This is a genomic window from Mixta hanseatica, from assembly GCF_023517775.1.
Lineage (GTDB): Bacteria > Pseudomonadota > Gammaproteobacteria > Enterobacterales > Enterobacteriaceae > Mixta > Mixta hanseatica.
Map to the genome: position 1 here is coordinate 1,537,977 of NZ_CP082904.1, position 21,492 is coordinate 1,559,468.

At 56.7% G+C, this 21,492-nt stretch carries 20 protein-coding genes; 12 read left to right on the top strand and 8 right to left on the bottom strand.

What is annotated here, in order from left to right:
* Positions 1-35 precede the first annotated feature (35 nt).
* Both moeB and moeA read right to left on the bottom strand, forming a co-directional pair.
* On the bottom strand, positions 36-800 hold the full coding sequence (gene moeB / locus K6958_RS07445) for a molybdopterin-synthase adenylyltransferase MoeB (RefSeq protein WP_249894044.1): 765 nt from the start codon (positions 798-800) through the stop codon (positions 36-38).
* A gap of 1 nt (position 801) precedes the next feature.
* On the bottom strand, positions 802-2,037 hold the full coding sequence (moeA, locus tag K6958_RS07450; protein WP_249894045.1) for a molybdopterin molybdotransferase MoeA: 1,236 nt from the start codon (positions 2,035-2,037) through the stop codon (positions 802-804).
* Between the two features lie 252 nt (positions 2,038-2,289).
* On the opposite strand from moeA, the gene K6958_RS07455 reads away from it, so the two are divergent.
* From K6958_RS07455 to K6958_RS07490, 8 genes are all read left to right on the top strand, one after another.
* Positions 2,290-3,246 (top strand): isoaspartyl peptidase/L-asparaginase family protein, encoded by a 957-nt coding sequence (locus tag K6958_RS07455; protein WP_249894622.1) that lies wholly within the window; start codon positions 2,290-2,292, stop codon positions 3,244-3,246.
* Positions 3,247-3,255: 9 nt separating this feature from the next.
* Entirely contained in the window at positions 3,256-5,112 is a 1,857-nt protein-coding gene (locus K6958_RS07460) for a dipeptide ABC transporter ATP-binding protein (protein ID WP_249894046.1), read from the top strand.
* 47 nt (positions 5,113-5,159) lie between these two features.
* Complete coding sequence (gsiB, locus tag K6958_RS07465; RefSeq protein ID WP_249894047.1) at positions 5,160-6,698, top strand: glutathione ABC transporter substrate-binding protein GsiB; 1,539 nt, start codon at positions 5,160-5,162, stop codon at positions 6,696-6,698.
* Between the two features lie 50 nt (positions 6,699-6,748).
* Positions 6,749-7,669, top strand: coding sequence for a glutathione ABC transporter permease GsiC (gsiC, locus tag K6958_RS07470; RefSeq protein ID WP_249894048.1), 921 nt, complete (start codon positions 6,749-6,751; stop codon positions 7,667-7,669).
* A gap of 9 nt (positions 7,670-7,678) precedes the next feature.
* Positions 7,679-8,584 carry a glutathione ABC transporter permease GsiD gene (gene gsiD / locus K6958_RS07475; RefSeq protein WP_249894049.1) on the top strand — a complete coding sequence of 302 codons (906 nt, stop codon included), beginning with the start codon at positions 7,679-7,681 and terminating at the stop codon, positions 8,582-8,584.
* A gap of 80 nt (positions 8,585-8,664) precedes the next feature.
* Positions 8,665-9,633 carry a Gfo/Idh/MocA family protein gene (locus tag K6958_RS07480; protein ID WP_249894050.1) on the top strand — a complete coding sequence of 323 codons (969 nt, stop codon included), beginning with the start codon at positions 8,665-8,667 and terminating at the stop codon, positions 9,631-9,633.
* 65 nt (positions 9,634-9,698) lie between these two features.
* On the top strand, positions 9,699-10,121 hold the full coding sequence (locus K6958_RS07485) for a lysozyme inhibitor LprI family protein (RefSeq protein ID WP_249894051.1): 423 nt from the start codon (positions 9,699-9,701) through the stop codon (positions 10,119-10,121).
* 319 nt (positions 10,122-10,440) lie between these two features.
* The gene (locus tag K6958_RS07490; RefSeq protein ID WP_249894052.1) at positions 10,441-11,556 is read left to right on the top strand and encodes a PQQ-dependent sugar dehydrogenase; all 1,116 of its coding nucleotides are present in this window, start codon (positions 10,441-10,443) and stop codon (positions 11,554-11,556) included.
* Between the two features lie 56 nt (positions 11,557-11,612).
* On the opposite strand, the gene K6958_RS07495 is transcribed toward K6958_RS07490, so the two are convergent.
* On the bottom strand, positions 11,613-12,269 hold the full coding sequence (locus tag K6958_RS07495; protein ID WP_249894053.1) for an HAD family hydrolase: 657 nt from the start codon (positions 12,267-12,269) through the stop codon (positions 11,613-11,615).
* A 252-nt stretch (positions 12,270-12,521) separates the two neighbouring features.
* Between K6958_RS07495 and K6958_RS07500 the strand changes: the two genes are divergently transcribed.
* Positions 12,522-13,724, top strand: a complete 1,203-nt coding sequence (locus K6958_RS07500) for a serine hydrolase (RefSeq protein WP_249894054.1) — start codon at positions 12,522-12,524, stop codon at positions 13,722-13,724.
* A gap of 60 nt (positions 13,725-13,784) precedes the next feature.
* On the opposite strand, the gene K6958_RS07505 is transcribed toward K6958_RS07500, so the two are convergent.
* From K6958_RS07505 to K6958_RS07520, 4 genes are all read right to left on the bottom strand, one after another.
* Positions 13,785-15,071 carry an HAAAP family serine/threonine permease gene (locus K6958_RS07505; protein ID WP_249894055.1) on the bottom strand — a complete coding sequence of 429 codons (1,287 nt, stop codon included), beginning with the start codon at positions 15,069-15,071 and terminating at the stop codon, positions 13,785-13,787.
* Positions 15,072-15,588: 517 nt separating this feature from the next.
* Positions 15,589-16,185: an undecaprenyl-diphosphate phosphatase gene (gene ybjG / locus K6958_RS07510; protein ID WP_249894623.1), complete on the bottom strand. Its 597-nt coding sequence runs from the start codon at positions 16,183-16,185 to the stop codon at positions 15,589-15,591.
* 2 nt (positions 16,186-16,187) lie between these two features.
* The gene (locus K6958_RS07515; RefSeq protein WP_249894624.1) at positions 16,188-16,925 is read right to left on the bottom strand and encodes a phosphatase PAP2 family protein; all 738 of its coding nucleotides are present in this window, start codon (positions 16,923-16,925) and stop codon (positions 16,188-16,190) included.
* A 199-nt stretch (positions 16,926-17,124) separates the two neighbouring features.
* Complete coding sequence (locus K6958_RS07520) at positions 17,125-18,648, bottom strand: aspartate:alanine antiporter (protein ID WP_249894056.1); 1,524 nt, start codon at positions 18,646-18,648, stop codon at positions 17,125-17,127.
* Positions 18,649-18,938: 290 nt separating this feature from the next.
* Between K6958_RS07520 and ybjM the strand changes: the two genes are divergently transcribed.
* Positions 18,939-19,313, top strand: a complete 375-nt coding sequence (ybjM, locus tag K6958_RS07525) for an inner membrane protein YbjM (RefSeq protein ID WP_249894057.1) — start codon at positions 18,939-18,941, stop codon at positions 19,311-19,313.
* Positions 19,314-19,368: 55 nt separating this feature from the next.
* Here ybjM and K6958_RS07530 read toward each other — a convergent pair whose 3' ends face one another.
* The gene (locus K6958_RS07530; protein WP_249894058.1) at positions 19,369-19,632 is read right to left on the bottom strand and encodes a GrxA family glutaredoxin; all 264 of its coding nucleotides are present in this window, start codon (positions 19,630-19,632) and stop codon (positions 19,369-19,371) included.
* Positions 19,633-19,823: 191 nt separating this feature from the next.
* Here K6958_RS07530 and nfsA point away from each other — a divergent pair, with 191 nt between their 5' ends.
* Positions 19,824-20,546: an oxygen-insensitive NADPH nitroreductase gene (gene nfsA, locus K6958_RS07535; RefSeq protein ID WP_249894059.1), complete on the top strand. Its 723-nt coding sequence runs from the start codon at positions 19,824-19,826 to the stop codon at positions 20,544-20,546.
* Positions 20,547-20,565: 19 nt separating this feature from the next.
* Positions 20,566-21,468, top strand: a complete 903-nt coding sequence (gene rimK, locus K6958_RS07540; RefSeq protein ID WP_249894060.1) for a 30S ribosomal protein S6--L-glutamate ligase — start codon at positions 20,566-20,568, stop codon at positions 21,466-21,468.
* Positions 21,469-21,492 lie beyond the last annotated feature (24 nt).

A 21,492-nucleotide genomic window follows, 5' to 3' on the forward strand; every position in this document is an offset into this window, starting at 1 on the left:
CCAGGGAAAGGGAAGCTGCTGAATAACCAGTTTAATTAAGCACAAGCGGCACCGCACACTTCACAGGCTGGATCTTTCGCCACGTTCATTTCACGAAACTGGAGCGTCATGGCGTCATACATCAGCAGCTTGCCGCTGGCCGCCGCGCCGTAATGGGTCAGCAGGCGAATCGCTTCCATCGCCTGCAGCGAACCGATCACCCCCACCAGCGGAGCCATAACGCCCGCTTCGACGCAGCTCAACGTATCGCTGCCGAACAGACGGCTAATACAGCGGTAGCAGGGCATATTTTCATCCTGCCAGCTGAAAACGCTGATCTGGCCCTCCATACGAATCGCCGCGCCGGAAACCAGCGGAACACGCCGCTGTCGGCAAAGACGATTCAGCTGCTCGCGCGTCTCGACGTTATCGCTACAGTCCAGCACCACCTGGTGCTGCGCCACCAGCGCATCCAGCGCCGCATCATCCAGCCGGGCGTTAACGGCGCGCAGCTGGATTAATGGGTTGATCTGCGCCAGTCGTCGCCGCGCCGATTCCACTTTCGCCGCGCCAATCTCTGCGTCGCTGTGCAGTACCTGACGCTGCAGGTTGGAAAGCGAAACGGTATCAAAATCGAGCAGGGTCAACGTGCCGACGCCAGCCGAGGCGAGATAAGGGCTGGCGGCGCAGCCCAGCCCGCCCAAACCCACCACCAGCGCGCTGGAGGCTTTTAGCCGCTCCTGACCATCAAAGTCAAAGCCGCGCAGCACAATCTGCCGGTTATAACGCAGGGTTTCATTATCGCTCAGCTCTGGCAGCATCTTAGCCTCCCAGCAAAATATTGAAGGGCTCGATCTCTACCCATTCGCCCGGCTCAACGTGGCCGCGGTCACGCTCCAGTACGATAAAACAGTTCGCCTGGCTGAAAGAGCTGAACACGTGCGAACCCTGATGACCGGTGCTGGACACCTGCAGTTCGCCGTCTGCGCCACGGCTGACCACGCCGCGCTGAAAGTCGAGGCGGCCAGGGCTTTTCTTCAGGCGCGTAGCGGCGCGCGCGCGCTGGCGCGGCGGTAGGGCGGCCCCCTGTTGACCGCTTAGCTTCGCCAGCAGTGGCTGTACCAACTGATAAAAGGTCACGGCAGCGGAAACCGGGTTACCCGGCAGGCCGCAAAACCAGCTGTTGCTCAGGCGGCCAAAAGCGAAAGGTTTGCCTGGCTTGATCGCCAGCTTCCAGAAGGTGATGGCGCCCAGTTCGTCCAGCATCGCTTTGGTGTAATCAGCTTCACCCACCGAAACGCCGCCACTGCTGATGACCACATCCGCCTCGCGATCCGCCTGAATAAAGGCGGTGCGCAGCGCCTGCGGATCGTCGCGAATAATGCCGAGATCGATCACCTCACAGCCCAGCTGATCCAGCATCAGCCGGACGGTAAAGCGGTTGGTATCATAAATCTGGCCCGCCGCCAGCGGCTGACCTACCGGCTGCAGCTCATCGCCCGTAGAGAAAATGGCGACCCGTAGCCGACGCACTACCTTGACTTCGCCGATGCCCAGCGAGGCGATCAGCGGCAGTTCCGCTGCGCCGAGACGCACGCCCGCCGCCAGCACGCTGTCGCCCTGACGAATATCTTCTCCGGCGCGGCGAATATTTTGCCCGGCGCTGACCTGCGCGGTAAAGCGGATGCGATCGCCTTCCGTTACAGTTTGTTCCTGCATTACCACCGCCTCGGCGCCTTCCGGCACCGGCGCGCCGGTCATAATGCGGATGCAGCTGCCTGCGGGCCATTCGCCGCTAAAGGGCGCGCCGGCAAAGGCTTTACCGGCCACCGGCAGCGCGTCGCCGTCGGCGATATCGGCCATGCGCAGCGCATAGCCATCCATCGCCGAATTATCAAACGGTGGTACATCGAGCGGGGATATCACCGGGGCGGCGGTAATGCGTCCGGCGGCGGCGTAAATCGATAAGGTTTCGTGCTCGTTAAGAGGGGAGAGCTGATCCAGCATTTTTTGCCGGGCTTCTTCAAGGGAAATTAATCCCACAGTAAAACTTTCCATTTGGCCTCCGGCCAGAACTCACAGATAACGCCTATTATGGCGCGAAATGCGGTAACGATCACCCCGGCAGCGCACCTGTGGCTTATTCGGCGTTTTTTTGGTTATGAGATATAACGCTTTGTTATTAAACCTTACCTGGCTTAACGCTTTACATCGCCCCTGCCGCTACCTATAGTCAAAATTTGCCGAAAAATCATAACATCACATCTATTCAGCCGTTTCCGGCGGATTCAGAACACAGGGTAAATAATGATGGGCAGAGCAGCTATTGCCATTCACGGCGGCGCGGGCGCGATTGCGCGTTCGGCGCTGAGCGCGGAGCAGGAGCAGCATTATCTCCAGGCGTTAAGCGATATCGTTGCCAGCGGACAGGCGATCCTCGCTGCGGGCGGCAGCGCGTTGGATGCGGTGACCGAAGCGGTGCGCCTGCTGGAGGAGTGCCCGCTGTTTAACGCTGGCAAGGGCAGCGTCTTCACCCATCAGGGCACCCACGAGCTGGACGCCTGCATTATGGACGGATGTAGCCAGGATGCCGGCGCGGTGGCTGGCGTGGCGCATATTCGCAACCCGATTTTGGCTGCGCGCGCGGTGCTGGAAAAGAGCCCGCACGTGTTGCTATGCGGTCGCGGCGCGGAATTGTTCGCTCAGGAGCAGGGGCTGATGCCGGTCGCGGCCGATTTCTTTTCAACGGATGCCCGCTGGCAGCAGCTGGAGCGCGCGCGCGCCAGCCAGCAAACGCTGCTGGATCACGACGGCGCGGCGCAGGAAAGCGCACCGCTGGATGCTGACCGTAAGCTGGGCACGGTGGGCGCGGTGGCCTGCGATAGCGCGGGCCATCTCGCCGCCGCCACCTCAACCGGCGGCATGACTAATAAACGGGTCGGACGCATCGGCGATTCGCCGCTGCCGGGCGCGGGCTGCTTCAGCAACCGTCGCGTGGCGGTTTCCTGCACCGGCACCGGCGAAGTTTTTATCCGTACGCTGGCGGCCGGGGATGTCGCCGCGCTGATGGAGTATGGCGGCCTGAGTCTGCGGCAGGCCAGCGAGCACGTCATTTTCGACAAGATCCCGGCGTTGGGCGGCAGCGGCGGCCTGATCGCCATTGATGCCGAAGGGAATATCGCCCTGCCGTTCAATACCGAAGGCATGTATCGCGGCTACGGTTATGCGAATGAACAGCCGGTAGTTGAGATTTACCGGCAAGCTTAAGGAGCCAGCATGCAACAGCCTTCCTCATTACCGCTGGCCGCAGAGAGCGTGCTGGCGGTACGCAATCTTAGCGTTAGCTTTAACCAGCAGGGCCATGTGACTCAGGCGGTACGCCAGCTCTCGCTGGAGGTACGGCGCGGTGAAACCCTGGCGCTGGTGGGCGAATCCGGCTCGGGGAAATCGGTCACTTCGCTGGCGTTGATGCGCCTGATTGAACAGAGCGGCGGCCGTCTGGATAGCGGCGAGCTCTGGCTGCGGCGGCGTGATAATTCGCTGGTGGATCTGGCGCAGCTGCGTCAGTCACAGATGCGCACCATACGCGGCGCAGATATGGCGATGATTTTCCAGGAGCCGATGACCTCGCTGAACCCGGTCTTTCCGGTCGGCGAGCAGATCGCCGAGTCGGTGCGGCTGCATCAGGGCAAAAGCCATCAACAGGCGCTGGCGGAGGCGCGGCGGATGCTCGATCTGGTGCGTATCCCCGAAGCGCAAAACGTGATGACGCGCTATCCCCATCAGCTTTCCGGCGGTATGCGCCAGCGCGTCATGATCGCCATGGCGCTCTGCTGTCGTCCGGCATTGCTGATAGCCGACGAGCCGACAACCGCGCTGGATGTCACTATCCAGGCGCAGATTTTGCAGCTGATCCGCGTGCTGCAAAAAGAGATGGCGATGGGGGTGATTTTTATTACTCACGATATGGGCGTGGTGGCGGAAATGGCCGATCGGGTGCAGGTGATGTACCGCGGCGAAGTGGTGGAAAGCAACGATACCGCCACGCTGTTTAGCATGCCGCAGCAGGCCTATACCCGGGCGCTGCTGGCGGCGGTGCCACGCCTGGGAGCGATGCATGGTCAACCGGCGCCGCGTAAATTTCCCCTGCCGGGCGAGCAGGAGAGCAGTGAGACGCTGACGGACACGGTCAAACGCCATCAGGCGCCGATTCTGGAGGTGCGTGATTTAGTCACGCGTTTTGATATTCGCGCTGGCCTGCTAAATCGCGTTAAGTGGCGGGTACATGCGGTAGAGAAAGTGAGCTTTGATCTGCACGCCGGTGAAACGCTGGCGCTAGTAGGGGAGTCGGGCTGCGGTAAATCGACGACCGGCCGCTCGCTGCTGCGGCTGGTCGAGAGCCAGGGCGGCAGCATCACCTTTAACGGCCAGCGCATCGATCGGCTGAAGCCGCATCAGTTGGCGCACCTGCGTCGGGATATTCAGTTTATCTTCCAGGACCCTTACGCCTCGCTCGATCCGCGTTTGACCGTCGGCTTTTCCATTATGGAGCCGCTACTGATCCATAAGGTGATGTCACGCGCCGAGGCGGAAAAACGCGTCGCCTGGCTGTTGGAAAAGGTGGGGTTGCTGCCGGAACATGCCCGGCGCTATCCGCATGAGTTTTCCGGCGGGCAGCGGCAGCGCATCTGTATTGCCCGCGCGCTGGCGTTAAATCCCAAAGTGGTGATCGCCGACGAGTCGGTTTCGGCGCTGGATGTCTCGATCCAGGCGCAGATTGTCAATCTGATGCTCGATTTACAGCGTGAATTCGGCATCGCCTTTCTGTTTATTTCCCACGATATGGCGGTGGTGGAACGCATCAGCCATCGTGTGGCGGTGATGTACCTGGGGCAGATCGTGGAGATCGGTCCGCGCCAGGCAGTGTTTGAACATCCTCAGCATCCCTATACGCGCAAGCTAATGTCCGCGGTGCCGGTGGCCGATCCGGGCTCTCGCCGCCGCGAGCGGGCGCTGCTGGTGGATGAATTACCCAGCCCGCTGCGCACGCCCGGCGATGAGCCCACCGTTGCGCCGCTTATTCAGGTTGGGGCAGATCATTACGTGGCCCGGCATACCATCAGCGGCGCCTGACGGCCCGGCTTTTGCATAACCCAGAAGGGACTAAGGAGAATAGCAATATGACCAAACACACCACCCGCAGATGGCTGTTAACCGCCGGCCTGCTCAGCAGTTTCGCCGCTGCGCCCGGCTGGGCAGCAAAGGATGCGGTGATCGCCGTCGGCTCTAACTTCACCACGCTCGATCCTTACGACGCCAACGACACGCTGTCGCAGGCGGTGGCGAAATCTTTTTATCAGGGGTTGTTCGGCTTTGATAAGGATATGAAGCTGGTAAACGTGCTGGCGGAAAGCTATCAGGCCAGCCCCGACGGTCTGACCTGGACCATCAAGCTGCGCTCCGGGGTAAAATTTCAGGACGGCACCGATTTTAACGCCGAGGCGGTAAAGGTGAATCTCGATCGCGCCAGTGATGAAGATAACCACCTGAAGCGCTATAACCTGTTTAAACATATCGCCACCACCGAAGTTATCGATCCTACTACGGTGAAAATCACCCTGAAGCAGCCGTTCTCCGCCTTTATCAATATTTTGGCCCATCCGGCGGCGGCGATGATTTCCCCGACCGCGCTGAAAAAATATGGCAAAGAGATCGGTTTCCATCCGGTCGGCACCGGCCCTTATCAGTTCGTCACCTGGAATCAGACCGATTTCGTGAAGGTGAAAAAATGGGAAGGCTACTGGAAGCCAGGCTATCCGAAACTCGATAGCATTACCTGGCGTCCGATTGTGGATAACAATACCCGCGCCGCGATGCTGCAAACCGGTGAAGCCAACTTTGCCTTCCCGATCCCTTATGAGCAGGCCAAGCTGCTGGAGAAAAACAGCAAGCTCGATTTAGTCAGTACGCCATCGATCATGCAGCGTTATATCAGCTTCAACGTGACGCAGAAGCCGTTTGATAACCCGAAAGTGCGCGAGGCGATCAACTATGCCATTAACCGTCAGGCGCTGAGCAAAGTCGCTTTCGCCGGTTACGCCACGCCAGCCACCGGCATCGTGCCGCCTTCTATTGACTATGCTCAGAGCTACCCGGCGATTGAATACAACCCGGCGAAGGCGCGACAGCTGCTAAAAGAGGCGGGCTTCCCCAACGGTTTTAGCACCACGCTCTGGTCTTCGCATAACCACAGCACCGCGCAAAAAGTGTTGCAGTTTACCCAGCAGCAGCTGGCGCAGGTGGGCATTAAAGTGAAGGTTACGGCAATGGATGCCGGCCAACGCGCGGCGGAAGTGGAAGGGAAAGGGCAAAAAGAGAGCGGCGTGCGCATGTTCTATACCGGTTGGTCCGCCTCGACGGGCGAAGCTGACTGGGCGCTGACGCCGCTGTTCGCCACCGCCTCCTGGCCGCCGGCTATCTTTAATACCGCCTTTTACAGCAATGAGCAGGTGGATAAAGATCTGAACGACGCACTGAAAACTACCGACGCGGCGAAAAAAACGCAGCTGTATAAAGATGCACAGGATCGTATCTGGAACGATCGTCCCTGGGCGCCGCTGGTGGTGGAAAAACTGGTTTCGGCGCATAGCAAATCGCTGAGCGGTTTTTACATGATGCCTGATACCTCATTTAATTTTGATGAAGCCGATCTGAAGTAATGTCCGCGTCGCCAGCCGCTGAGGCTGGCGTCTGCGGCGCAGGGAAACGCATGCTGAACTATTTCCTTAAACGCCTGCTGGGATTAATACCGACGCTGCTGATTGTGGCGGTGCTGGTGTTTCTGTTTGTTCATTTACTACCGGGCGATCCGGCGCGGCTGGTGGCCGGACCGGAAGCGGACGCCAGCGTCGTAGCGCTGGTGCGCCAGGATTTGGGGCTGGATAAGCCGCTGCCGCAACAGTTTCTTCATTTTATGGGCAACGCGCTGCGCGGCGATTTTGGCACATCGATGGTGTCGAAAAGGCCGGTATCTGAGGAGATCGCCTCGCGCTTTCTGCCGACGCTGTGGCTGACGCTGAGCAGTATGGTCTGGTCGGTGATCCTTGGCATGGCAATCGGCATTGTCTCTGCCGTCTGGCGTAACCGCTGGCCGGATCGCATCGGCATGACGCTGGCGGTATCGGGCATCTCTTTCCCCGCCTTTGCGCTGGGGATGCTGCTGATGCAGGTCTTCTCCGTGGAGCTGGGCTGGCTGCCGACCGTCGGCGCGGAGGGCTGGCAGCACTATATTTTGCCGTCAATCACGCTGGGCGCGGCGGTAGCGTCGATTATGGCGCGCTTTACCCGCGCTTCTTTTATTGAGGTGATGCAGGAAGATTATATGCGCACCGCCCGCGCCAAAGGGGTGCGTGAATCGTTGGTTATCGTCAAACATGGCTTGCGCAACGCGATGATCCCGGTGGTGACCATGATGGGGCTGCAGTTCGGTTTTCTGCTGGGCGGGTCGATTGTGGTGGAGGTGGTGTTTAACTGGCCAGGCCTGGGACGCCTGCTGGTAGATTCGGTAGAGATGCGCGACTACCCAGTGATACAGGCGGAAGTGCTGCTGTTTTCACTGGAGTTTATCCTGATCAATCTGATTGTGGATATGCTGTATGCCGCCATTAATCCGGCGATACGTTACAAATAAGGAGCTGCAATGAAAAACTGGCGACGAGAGGCAGCTCTGAAAGCGATGCCCCTGCAACAGCGCGATCGGGTACGGACGCCGTGGCGTGAATTCTGGCGACGCTTTCGCCATCAGCATGTGGCGCTGGCGGCAGGCGTGTTTGTGCTGCTGCTGGTTGTGCTGGCAGCCTTTGCGCCCTGGATTGCGCCCTTCGATGCGGAAAACTACTTCGACTATGACCGGCTGACGGAAGGCCCTTCCGCCATGCACTGGTTTGGCGTCGACTCCCTTGGGCGCGATATCTTTAGCCGGGTGCTGGTCGGCACACGCATCTCGCTGCTGGCAGGCTTTTTTTCTGTAGCTATCGGTGGGGCGATCGGCACCGTGCTCGGTCTGCTGGCCGGTTACTATGAGGGCTGGTGGGATCGCATTATTATGCGCATCTGCGATGTGCTGTTCGCCTTTCCGGGGATTTTGCTGGCGATTGCTGTGGTAGCGATCATGGGCAGCGGCATGTCCAACGTGATCGTGGCGGTGGCGATTTTCAGCGTGCCCGCTTTTGCTCGTCTGGTGCGCGGCAATACGTTGGTGCTGAAACATCAAACCTTTATCGAGTCGGCGCGCAGCATCGGCGCCTCGGACTGGACGATTATTTTGCGCCATATTCTGCCCGGGACGGTCTCGTCGATTGTGGTTTATTTCACCATGCGCATCGGCACCTCGATTATTACCGCCGCCAGCCTGTCGTTTCTTGGACTGGGCGCGCAGCCGCCTACGCCGGAGTGGGGCGCAATGCTCAACGAGGCGCGGGCGGATATGGTAATGGCGCCGCACGTGGCGATTTTCCCCAGCCTGGCGATCTTTCTTACTGTGCTGGCCTTTAACCTGCTGGGCGACGGCCTGCGCGATGCGCTCGATCCGAAACTGAAAAGCTAACGCCGCCTGCGACGGGCAAATTCCCCGTCGCGCCTTTCGCTGTCTACACTTACCCTTCAAAGAGCGAAAAGGAAAAAAAGATGAAGCCGTTAACATGGGCAATTATTGGGCCAGGCGCTATTGCGCATCAGTTTGCCGCCGCACAGAGCGCGCTGGGCCGGCAACTCTACGCGGTCGGCGCCAGAAATCGGGCGAAAGGCGAGGCGTTTGCGCAACGCTACGGTATTGAACGCGTATTTGATGATATCCCACAGATGCTGGCCGATCCGCATATCGATGCGGTCTATATCTCTACGCCACACGCCAGCCATTTCAGCTGGATGAAGCAGGCGCTGGAGCAGGGCAAGCATCTGCTGGTGGAAAAAGCGATTACCGTCAGCAGCGATGAACTGAATGAGATTAACCGTCTGGCGGCGGAAAAACAGCTGATTGTGGCCGAGGCGATGACGCTGTTTCATATGCCGCTGTTTCATCAGTTGAAAGCGCTGATTGAGAGCGGCAAGCTCGGCAAGTTGAAAACCATTCAGGTCTCTTTTGGCACCGTTAAAGAGGCCGATCCCAGCAACCGTTTCTTTAATCCGGCACTGGCAGGCGGCGCACTGTTGGATATCGGCACCTATGCGCTCTCGTTTGCGCGTTTTTTCCTCAGCGAGCAGCCGAACCAGCTGTACACCACGGTCAGCAAATTCAGTACCGGCGTCGACGAACAGTGCGGCATTCTGCTGCAAAACAGTCAAAATGAAATGGTCACTATCTCGCTGGCGTTTCGCGCCAAAATGCCGAAGCGCGGCATCGTCGCCTGTGAACGGGGCTTTATCACCGTTGAGGATTTTCCGCGTGCGCAGCAGGCGCAGCTAAGCTGGGCAGACGGCACCAGCGAAATCCTCGAAGCGGGTGAAACCGACCGCGCGCTGCAGTATGAAATCCTGGCGCTGGAAAAATATGCCGCCGAGGGTGCGAATCCGCTGCACTATCTGACTAACGATGTGGTGGCGCTGATGAGCGATATTCGTCAACGCTGGGGCATCCGCTTCCCCTTTGAACCCTGAAACCGTCGCGGGCAGACAGGCTGCCCACTGAAGTTGCGCGCAGCCGCCACTATTGAGGTCATCGAATGAAGTTCAACGCATTATTACTGCTTTCACTGATATTTCCTGTCATCGGTCTGGCGGCGCAGCCGGGTGAAAATATTGATAAGCAGCTACAGGATTGCAAACTACACGCTAACAGCACCGCCGATAACGCAGCCTGTTACAGCCGCGCAATTCAACAGTGGGATGGCGAGCTGAATAAGCAGTATCAGCTGCTGCTGAAAACACAGCCGGCAGACGTCAGGCAAAAAATCACCGCCGCACAGCGTAGCTGGCTGCACTATCGCGACGGCTATAACGAGGCGATCGCCGCCTATTATCAGCAGCAGCAGGGCACCATCTGGCCACTGGTGGCGGCTGAGGCAAAACTGAACGTGATTCGGGATAAAGCAATCGATTTATATAAACTGCGCGTCAGCACCGATTTAGCGGCGGAGCAGGAATAAGGCCGCCCGGCCGCAGGCATACAGGCCAGCGGAAGCGGTAAAAGATTAGCGCAAGTTGTTAAAAGCAGGGCGTTGAGGGTTTTGCCTTAATCCCTGCGCCAGTTGGTTTTAAAATTTATAAAGGGGCACAGGCGGCATAACTAAAGGGATGTGAACGTGAAAGATAAAAAAAAGCCCGCCAGCAGACGGGCCAAACACCAGGGAAATTAAATATTAACGCCTGTTGAAATATTAGTTTGCTTTGACACTCGGGCAAGTTTTAAGCACGAAAGCGTGAAAATAATCACAGTTTACTTTCTGTTTTCTAAAGGAGTGTGTCATGACTCGTCCATTAATTTCTCTGGCCCTAAGCGGGGCGCTACTGTTTTCAGCCCCGACGCTGGCGGCGCAGGTTACGGTGCAGCAGCTGCAGGATAAGCTCGATCATCCCTGGTCACTGGCTTTCTTACCGGATAATCAAACCATTTTGCTTACCGAGCGCTCAGGCGCGCTGCGTCTGTGGCAGCCGGATAAGGGGCTGTCGCAGCCGATTGAAGGCGTGCCGGAGGTGTGGCATCAGCGTCAGGGCGGCCTGCTGGATGTGGCGCTGGCGCCAGATTTCAGCCAAAGCCGCCGCGTCTGGCTGAGCTATACCGAAGCGGATAACCGCGGCCGTGCCGGGGCGGTGGTGGGCTATGGCCAGCTGAGCGAAGATGCGCGTCGGCTGGCGGATTTTAAGGTCGTACTGCGCCAGGAGCCGAAGCTTTCCAGCGGCGCTAACCTCGGCACGCGTCTGGCCTTCGACCGGCAGGGCTATCTGTGGATTGCCTTTGGCGATAACTTCCGCAGCGCCAGCGCCCAGGATTTGGATAAGCTCACCGGCAAGCTGGTTCGCCTGAAAGGCGATGGCACGGTACCGGAGGATAACCCTTTTACCCAACGGCAAAATGCGCGTCCGGAGATTTGGGCTTATGGCCTGCGCAATCCACAGGGGCTGGCGCTGAATCCCTGGACGCAGGAAATGTGGGAGAACGAACATGGCCCGCGCGGTGGGGATGAGGTGAATATCCCACAGAAAGGGAAAAATTACGGTTGGCCGCTGGCGACCTGGGGCGTCGACTATAGCGGAGATAAAGTGCCGGAATCGCAGGGCGGCGAGGCGCCGGGCACCGAGCAGCCGGTCTACTGGTGGAAAAACTCGCCCGCTATCAGCGGCATGGCCTTTTATAACAGCGCACGTTTTCAGCCCTGGAAAAATTCGTTGTTTATCGGTGCGTTGAAAGAGAAAAATTTGATTCGCCTGAGCCTGAATGGCGACAAGGTGATTGAAGAAGAGCGCCTGTTGCAGGATCGCGGCGAGCGCATACGTGATGTGCGTCAGGGGCCGGATGGCTACCTGTATGTGCTAACGGATGAGAGCAACGGTAAGCTGCTGAAGGTAGGGTTGCAGCCCTGAATGCGCGGCGGTGCGTGAACCGGCCCGATCCCGTTAGCGCGGGATCGGGCCGGCAGCTATTTCACCCAGCGGGAAACCTCCCAGCCGCGCTGACGCGCCTCCTGCATCAGCTGGCTATCAGGGTTGATGACGCAGGCGTGATCCGCCTGTTCCAGCAGCGGTAGATCGGTAATGGAATCGCTGTAGGCCCAGGTGTGATGAAACTCTTTTTCCTGCCGTAGCGATTTCCAGCCGGTCAAATGGGGCGCTTTAGCCGTTTGCCCATTAACCGGGCTGCACGGCTGACCGCTGTAGCGATCGTTAATAATTTCCACGCTAACCGCCAGCGCGCCATGCAGGCCAAGCCGCTGGGCGATAGGCGTTAACAGGTGATCGCCCCCGGGCGAGATCAGCATAATGGTGTCGCCGCGCTGCTGATGCCAGGCAAGCCGTTCACGAGCGGCGGGATAGACGCGCGGCATAATATCACGCTGAATAAAGCGGCGAACCCAGCCGCTGACCGTCAGGGTAGCCATACCGGTTAGCGGGGCCAGCGTTCTGTTCATATAGGCTTCCAGCGGGATCTCTCCCTGACGGTACTGCGCCATTAATGCCTGTTCCTCGGCGATTAAGGTCTCCGGCGCGTAGCCCTGCGATACCAGCCAGCGCATCCACAGGCTGTTGCTGTCTGCACTAATCAGCGTTTCATCAAGATCGAAAAGCGCTAAATCCATGGTGATTCTCCTCGGAGCGGGTTTAATCAGATTAGCGGAGTTTTGTGATCGTCTTAATTGATTTACGCAAAATCAGAATCCCCCCTGGTCGCTGTGATTTGTCTTAAGGCGCAGACTAAGGTTTTTCTAATAAACTCTAAGAAACTTTACGAAGCAGCCGTTTTAATCAGCGCCCCGACAGGTTAGCGTAGGACGCTGCTATTCATATCCTTATGAAACTTATGATATTTCCACAGGTTATTTGATTCCATCATGAAAAAAATGCGCCTTTACGCCGGCGTGGGTTCGCTGGCGCTCTGCGGCACGCTGCTGCTGCTTCCCGTTGTTGTTACTGCTGAACAGGCGCCTGCCGCGCCGCAAATTGAAGCCAAAGCCTGGGTGCTAATGGATTATGCCAGCGGCCATGTGCTGGCGGAGGCCAATGCCGATCAGCGCCTTGATCCGGCCAGCCTGACCAAAATTATGTCCAGCTATGTGATCGGCCAGGCGCTAAAAAGCGGCAAAATCACCCGCGACGATATGGTGACGGTGGGACATGACGCCTGGGCGACCGGCAATCCAATCCTGAAAGGCTCATCGCTGATGTTTCTCAAGCCTGGCGACCGCATTCCGGTATCGGAGCTGAATAAAGGCATAGTGATTCAGTCAGGTAACGACGCCAGCATTGCGCTGGCCGATTACGTGGCAGGCAGTCAGGATGCCTTTGTCGGGCTGATGAATAATTACGCTAACGCGTTGGGGCTGAAAAATACTCATTTTAAAACCGTGCATGGGCTGGATGCGGAGGGCCAGTACAGTACCGCGCGTGATATGGCGCTGCTCGGGCAGGCGCTGATCCGCGACGTGCCGGAAGAGTATGCGCTGAATAAAGAGAAGTCTTTTACCTTTAATAATATTACCCAGCGCAACCGCAACCGCCTGCTATGGAGCACCAATCTGAACGTGGACGGCATCAAAACCGGGCACACCTCAGGCGCGGGCAATAATCTGGTAGCCTCGGCGACCGAAGGAAATATGCGCCTGATCTCGGTGGTGCTGGGCGCAGAGACCGACAGTATCCGCTTCCGGGAAAGCGAAAAGCTGCTGACGTGGGGCTTTCGTTTTTATGAAACGGTGACGCCGGTGAAGGCCGATGCGCCGTTTGCCCAGCAGCGCGTCTGGTTTGGCGATCGCAAGGAAGTGTCGCTGGGCGTGGCGCAAGATGCCGCCCTGACCATTGCGAAAGGGCAGATGAAAAATCTGAAGGCCAGCTATACCCTTAGTTCACCGCAGTTGCAGGCGCCGCTGAAAAAGTATCAGCCAGTCGGGACCATTAACTTCCAGCTGGATGGGAAAACCATTGCGCAACGGCCGCTGGTGGTGCTGGAGCCGGTGCAGGAGGGCGGGTTCTTTAGCCGGATGCTCGACTTTATTATGATGAAGCTGAACGGCTGGTTTGGGCAGTGGTTCTCGTAGCCGCGCTTTGCGTGTAGAAGGGAGCTAAGGCCAGCAGAACGCTGGCCTGGTTTGCAATAGTTAGCCGAGCAGGGAGAAGATAATCGCGGAGATGGAGATCAACCCGATCAGCGTGACAAAGATATTGCTCAGCGCACCGCTGTAGCGGCGCATCGCCGGTACTTTGTTAATAGCGTACATCGGCATCAGGAACAGCAGCACGGCAATAATCGGTCCGCCCAGCGTTTCAATCATGCCAAGAATGCTGGGATTCCAGGTGGCAACCAGCCAGGTGGTCAATAGCATAAACAGGGCGGTAATGCGGTTCAGCTTGTTCTCGCTCATGGTTTTGCCGCGCGCGCGCAATGATTTAATCATCAACCCGTTAAAGCCTTCGCGCGCCCCCAGATAGTGACCAAGAAACGATTTAGTAATCGCCACCATCGCCACAATCGGCGCCATCCACGCCATCATCGGCGTATTAAAATGGTTGGCCAGATAAGAAAGAATTGAAATGTTTTGCGCCTTGGCTTCCGCCAGATTGGCTGGCGACAGCGACAGCACGCAGCTGAAGACGAAAAACATCACCGTCAGCACCATCATCATATGGCTGAGCGCCAGAATGCGTGAGCATTTAGCTTCTGCCTCTGCGCCATACTCCTGACGTTTGGCGACCGCGAAGGCGGAAATGATCGGCGAATGATTAAAAGAGAACACCATTACCGGTAGCGCCAGCCACAGCGTCATTCCCAGCCCGTTACCGCTGCCGCTTAATGAGGCGTGCTGGAAAATCGCGCCGCTCCAGTTCGGGATCAGCCACAGCGCCAGCAGCATCAGCACCGCCACAAACGGAAACACCAGCAGGCTCATGGTCTTCACGATCGCCTCTTTCCCAAAGCGCACGATAGTCATCAGCCCGACAATCAGCAGCAGCGCCAGCAGCGCGCGCGGCGGAGCCTGCAGATGCAACTGATGGGTCAGAAAGCTTTCTACCGTATTGGTGATTGCCACGCTGTAAACCAGCAGGATGGGATAAATCGCCAGAAAATAGAGCAGCGTGATGATCTTACCGGCGCCGACGCCGAAATGTTCTTCCACTACTTCGGTAATATCTGCGCCCGATTTACTACCGGAGAGCACAAAGCGACACAGGCCGCGGTGCGCATAATAGGTCATCGGAAAGGCCAGCAGGGCCATAATAATCAGTGGGATCAGCCCGCCGATGCCGGCGTTGATTGGTAAAAAAAGTACCCCTGCGCCAATCGCGGTGCCATACAGCCCTAACATCCACATGGTATCGGTTTTACGCCAGCTGCTGACGCGCGTTGTCGCCTGCTCGTTCTGGATTGCGGTTTGCTGTGAAGCCATTACCATCTCCATGAGTAACGTATGAATATTAAATCGCCAGCGCTCAGTTTTATCCTGCAAATTTTTCGCCGTCGATAAATAGAATGAATATTGGAATTCTCCATTTTCGCGGCACACTCTACCACCATCTAAATAAGTTAAAAGTGCCAGAAGCACTCTGACAGGTGATAACGATCACACTGCGACAAATAAATTAGGTCGGATAAGCTGGATGTTTAATTATTTTTAATTTAATTCTCTAATTTTGTTGTTAAAGCTGGAGGATAAGGCTGATCTTTTATTTATTTACTGGTTGTAAATACCGAGCCTGGTTGCCTGTTTTTTAAACGCTTTTATTTTTATTTATATTGAAATCAGTAAGTTGTAATTGAAATTGCCTGCTGTTGATGCCGATTGCGCAATCTCATTAATTATAAAGCCTGTCGTTTGCGCAATAAGTCAGGGCAGGAGGCATCAGATGATAAATACCACAGGATAAAAAACAGGCCTGTTAAACAGGCCTGTCAGCGAAGGGAAATTAATTACGCACCCAGCCTTTTCTGATCAGCAGGGAAAAGAGCAGGCGATAAATCTGATGCAGCAATTTCATTAACGGCTCGCCGTACCACGGCCAGGCCATTTGCGAGAACAGGCACCCCAGGATACCTACCAGTAGGCCGCCTAACATATCCATTGGCCAGTGTACGCCAAGGTAAACCCGCGACCACGCAATGGCCGTGCCGATCGCCAGTAGTAGCACGCCGGACCAAAGGCGATGCCAAAAGATAAACGCCAGCGCAAAGGTAAAAATCGCGGTGCCATGGTTGCTGGGATAAGACTCGTTAGGCTCATGCGACAGGAACTGATGGCCCAGTCCCATGGCGAAAGGGCGCGGATGCGGAAACACTAGCCCCACGCCCCATGAGATCGCCATGGCACAGAGCAGAGCAATGCCGGTTTTCAACACCAGCGCCCGAACGCCGCTATGCGGGCCCCACAGCCAGAGTGCGGCGATCAGCAGCGGGACGATGGCGATTAAATCTTTGGCGATAAAGGTCGCCAGTTCCAGTAACCAGGCCGCAGAATCCGGCGTGGCGTTGATCCAGAGAAATAGCGTCCGGTTCAACTCTTCCATCATTATATCTTCCTCATCTTATTCATCAGATGCGTTACGCACCCGTAGATCAACAGCTGCACCAGCCAAACCCACCAGCCAGCCCATAAATTATGGGAAAGGAAATGCGCGCCGCGCATCATCTGTCCATATCCCATCGCTAAACCCAGCGCGATCGCGCCGCCCCAGCAGAGCCAGGCCATTCTGGGACGCGACGGCCAGTAAAGAAAAAACAGCGCCATTAAACTGAAGCCGCTTGAGGCATGCCCGCCGGGGAAACAGCGGCCGGGGCCGCTTTCCACCGGCACGGCACCGAGCAGCGGATAAGAGAAAGCTTTGCCGCCAAACTGCACCAGATCCCAGGGGCAGGAGTGCGCGCTGGTTGCTTTCAGCACCCCTACCGCCAGCGACCCGACGCCGATCAGCAACGCTACCAGCACCCAATGCTGTTGACGACGCATCAGACCTGCCAGCAGCAGCAAAACGCCGGTGGCAATCACCACATATTTCAACAGGCGGTGGTTTATGAGATCCAACCAGGCGTTATCCTTCCACGGAAACTGCTGCGTCATAGGATCGAACCAGTAACCGGTTAGTGTCATATCCAGGCTTCCGTCACGCGCCAGCCATAAAAACAGCAGGCCAAAAAACATCAGTAAAACAGCATGGATAGCGTAAAAGCGCGTGGATAAAGGGTAAAGCGCGTTAATCCTAATCGGGAGGAGTGTTTCGTGTTGGTTTAACTTTGAAGAGAGTTGCATGACCGTGCCCATCGCCTGATACAGAGGGGCCATAGTGCGCAGCGGCGCTTAAGAAAACATTAAGAGGCAAAAGCAAGGCATAAAAAAACCCGCTAATCATCGATTAACGGGCTCCACAATTTGGGATTTCAAAGAAAAGCAGTGGCACTTATTCAGACTCCCCTTGTGTAGAGAAGTTCGCGGCCGGATTAAAATATTTTTAACCGCCCAGCGCCGGCCAGATAATCACGATCAGCGTCCCTGCCAGCGTCAGCAGAACATTAGCGATAGCGTAGGTGCCGGCATAGCCCAGCGCCGGGATATTACTGCGCGCGGTATCACTGATAATTTCCATCGCCGGCGCACAGGTGCGTGCGCCCATAATCGCCCCGAACAGCAGCGCGCGGTTCATCCGCAGCACGTAGGCGCCAAACAGGTAACAGAGCACCACCGGCAGCAGGCTGACCGCCAGGCCGCTCAGCAGCATCAGCAAGCCGGTTTCGCCCAGCCCCTGGCCCAGACCGCTGCCCGCGCTCAGGCCCACGCCCGCCATAAACACCATCAGGCCGATAATGAAAAAGGCGCAGAAAGCCAGCAGATCGGTGACCTGACTGTGAATAGAGATAAAGCCGATACGATCCGCCAGGCTTTTCACGCGTCTGGCTTCGCCGCTGACCTGCAGCACGTCGCCTTTGTTCAGCATGATGCTTTCATCAATCGGCATTTCAATCTGGCTGCGGATAACGCGGTTAAGAAAACAACCGTGATCGGTCAGCTTTAAATGGCTCAGGCGCCGGTTGACCGCATTGTTATTCTTGACCACGATCTCTTCCGTTACGATGCGCATATCCAGCAGATCGCGATCGAACACCTCTTTACCGTTACGGAAGCTGGGATCGAGGCGCGCATGGGCATCGGGATAGCCGACCAGGGAAATTTCATCGCCCAGCTGCAGCACTGCGTCGCCGTCGGGGCTGGCCAAAATGCCGTTGCGACGAATGCGCTCAATATAGCAGCCGGTCTGACGGTAAATGCCCAGCTCGCGCAGGTTTTTTCCGTCGGCCCACGCCACCAGCTCCGGGCCAACGCGATAGGCGCGGATCACCGGCAGATAAACTTTGCGCTGGCTGTCGGTATCCAGGCCGCGTTCACGTGCGATTTGCTGAGCGCAGGTCGGCAGATCCTGATGCTGCAGGCGCGGCAAGTAGCGCGCGCCGAAAATCAGGCTGACCAGGCCTACCAGGTAGGTCAGGGCATAGCCCAGGCTGAGGTGATCCTGCATCTGGCCAAGCAGGTGGCTGTCGTTCATCGACTGCCGCAGCGTATCGCCTGCGCCAACCAGCACCGGCGTAGAGGTCATCGCGCCCGCCAGCATGCCCGCCGTTAGCCCAATATCCCAGCCGAACGCTTTGCCTAACGCCAGCGCTAATAGCATGGCGCTGGAGACCATCACCAACGCCAGCATCAGATAATTTTTACCGTCGCGGAAAAAAATAGAAAAGAAATTGGGGCCCGCTTCCACACCAACGCAGAAAATAAAAAGCATAAAACCCAGGCTAAGCGCATCGGTATTAATTGAAAAATGCTGCTGGCCCAGTAATAGTGAAACCACTAAAACACCAATGGAATTACCCAGTTGCACTGAACCCAGCCGTAATTTACCCAGGCAAAGTCCTAAAGCCAGTACAACGAATAATAACAATATATCATTCCGGCTTAACAAATCTGCGACGTTTATATTCACGTATTAACTTCTTGTTTACCAGTAACTTGTTGAAAGACCTGAAATTCCAGGCTACCGTTAATTCCTGTAATCGCGATGGTAAGCCGGTCAGGTTACCGTCTGGAAAGATGTATTCAGGAGTAAGTATCGAGTGGCGTTCATTTTATTCATTTATTCCTCAGACCTCCAGCGAAAGCCATAGCGAAAACAAAAAATTTTATTAACTTTTAGCTGTTAATTGTTTAACAGCCTTCGGCGTGAATAGTTATTTTTTGACGATCCTGGTTAGCAGAAATAAACGAGGAAAAATTATGCTGTTGTATGGCGTCCGCTGGCCGGGCGTACTGATGTGTATGTCGCTTTACTGCGCAACATTTTTCCTGACTCGTTACGGCGTTGCTGAAGATGCGCCGGGGCAAACCTCTGAGCAAACCGGGCTGCTGCTGTTTATGCTGCCGGGCCTGATCGCGGGACTAATCAACCGCAATACGCCGCTGGCGCTGGCATTGTTGGCGGCGCTAGCCGCAACGCCTTGCTGCCTGCTGCTCGGCTTCAGTTCCGCGGTAATGCGGTTTTCGCCGCTGCAGGAGTTAGCCTGGATGACCAGCGCTATCTTCTGGTGCGGCTTCGGCGCGCTGTTGGTGATGCTGTGGCGTACCCTGGCCGCCTCGCGCATAACGCGTTAGCAGCGATAAAAAAACCGGCGCGCGACAGCGGGCCGGTTTTTTTTACGTCGGTTGTTTACAGCGCGACGCCCAGGTTCGCTTTGCTCCAGGCGTTAAAATCGGTAAAACCGCCGACATGCTGCTGATCGACAAAAATCTGCGGAACGGTTTCCACTGGCTTACCGGTTTTTTGTTCCAGATCCGCTTTGGTAATGCCTTCTGCCTGAATATCAACGTAGCGGAAAGTAAAATCGTCACGCTCTGCGGTCAACTTCTCCGCCAGTTCTTTTGCACGCACACAGTAAGGGCAGCTCGGGCGACCAAAAATGACTGCAAGCATCGTTATCTCCTTTATGTCACATTTTTGTGTGAATTATGTCACACTTTTACCTTCAGTAAAGGCATCATGAACCGCAACCGTCGTGATTGTAAAGCAGACTCTGCCTGTTGGTACAATGTGCACAGGCTATGCGCCAGGGTGCCCGTTAGGCTTTACTATAAAATGTTTCAATAACACTTCCGGAGATTGACATGACGCCGACTATTGAACTGTTACGTACGCATCGTTCGATTCGTGCTTTTACCGATCAACCGATTAGCGATGAACAGCGTGAGGCGATTATTGCCGCCGCGCAGTCGGCTTCCACATCCAGTTTTTTACAGTGCTCTTCTATTATCCGCATCACCGATAAAGCGCTACGCGAACAGCTGGTGACACTCAGCGGCGGCCAGCAGTATGTGGCGCAGGCAGCAGAGTTTTGGGTGTTCTGCGCCGATTTCCAGCGCAATCTGCAAATTTGCCCGCAGGCGCAGCTGGGGCTGGCGGAGCAGCTGCTGTTAGGCTGCGTCGATACGGCGATTATGGGACAGAATGCGATGGTAGCCGCCGAGTCGCTTGGGCTGGGCGGCGTTTATATTGGCGGCATCCGTAACAGTATTGAGCAGGTGACCGACCTGCTGGGCCTGCCGCAGCATGTGCTGCCGCTGTTTGGTATGTGCCTCGGCTGGCCGGAGCATGAACCCGATCTGAAACCGCGTATGCCCGCAACGATGATGGTGCATGAAAATCGCTATCAGCCGCTGGATCGCCATCAGCTTGATGAGTACGATCGCCAGCTGGAAGCTTACTATCAGCAGCGCGACAGCAATCAACGCAGCGATAATTTCAGTAATCACATTCGCCGTACTATCGTGCGCGAAAGCCGTCCATTTATTCTTGATTACCTGCATAAGCAGGGCTGGGCAACGCGATAACGGCTGCGGAGAACGCCGGGTGAAAATAGCCATCCTTTCCCGTGACGCAACGCTTTACTCCTGTAAGCGTCTGCGTGAGGCCGCGCTGGCGCGCGGTCACCAGGTTGAAATCATCGACCCGCTTTCCTGTTATATGAACATTAATCCGGCTTCGGCGGCGGTGCACTATCGCGGCGAGCCGCTGCCGCATTTCGATGCGGTAATCCCGCGTATCGGCCCGGCGACCACCTTTTACGGCACTGCGGTGCTGCGCCAGTTTGAAATGTGCGGCAGCTATCCGCTGAACGAATCGGTGGCGATAACCCGTGCGCGTGACAAGCTACGCTCGCTGCAGCTGCTGGCGCGTCAGGGCATCGATATGCCGGTGACCGGCTTTGCCCATTCGCCTGACGATACCCACGATTTGATTGAGATGGTCGGCGGCGCGCCGCTGGTAGTCAAGCTGGTGGAAGGAACGCAGGGTATCGGCGTGGTGCTGGCCGAGACGCGGCAGGCGGCGGAAAGCGTGATTGATGCGTTTCGCGGGCTGAACGCGCATATTCTGGTGCAGGAGTTTATTAAAGAGGCGCAGGGCCGCGATATTCGCTGTCTGGTGATCGGCAATGAGGTAGTGGCCGCGATTGAGCGCGAAGCAAAAGAGGGCGATTTTCGCTCTAATTTGCATCGTGGCGGCTGCGCCCGCCGCGTGGAGATCACGCCGCGCGAGCGGGAAATGGCGGTGCGGGCGGCAGCCACGCTCGGTCTGGACGTGGCGGGGGTGGATATCTTGCGCGCCCGGCGCGGCCCGCTGGTAATGGAAGTCAACGCCTCGCCGGGTCTGGAAGGCATTGAAAACACTACCGGTTTAAATATCGCCACCATGATGATCGCGTGGATTGAACAACATGCCCGCCCCGGTTTCAGTCTGAAAACCGGGGGTTAACCGCTCTTTTTGACCTACGGACGT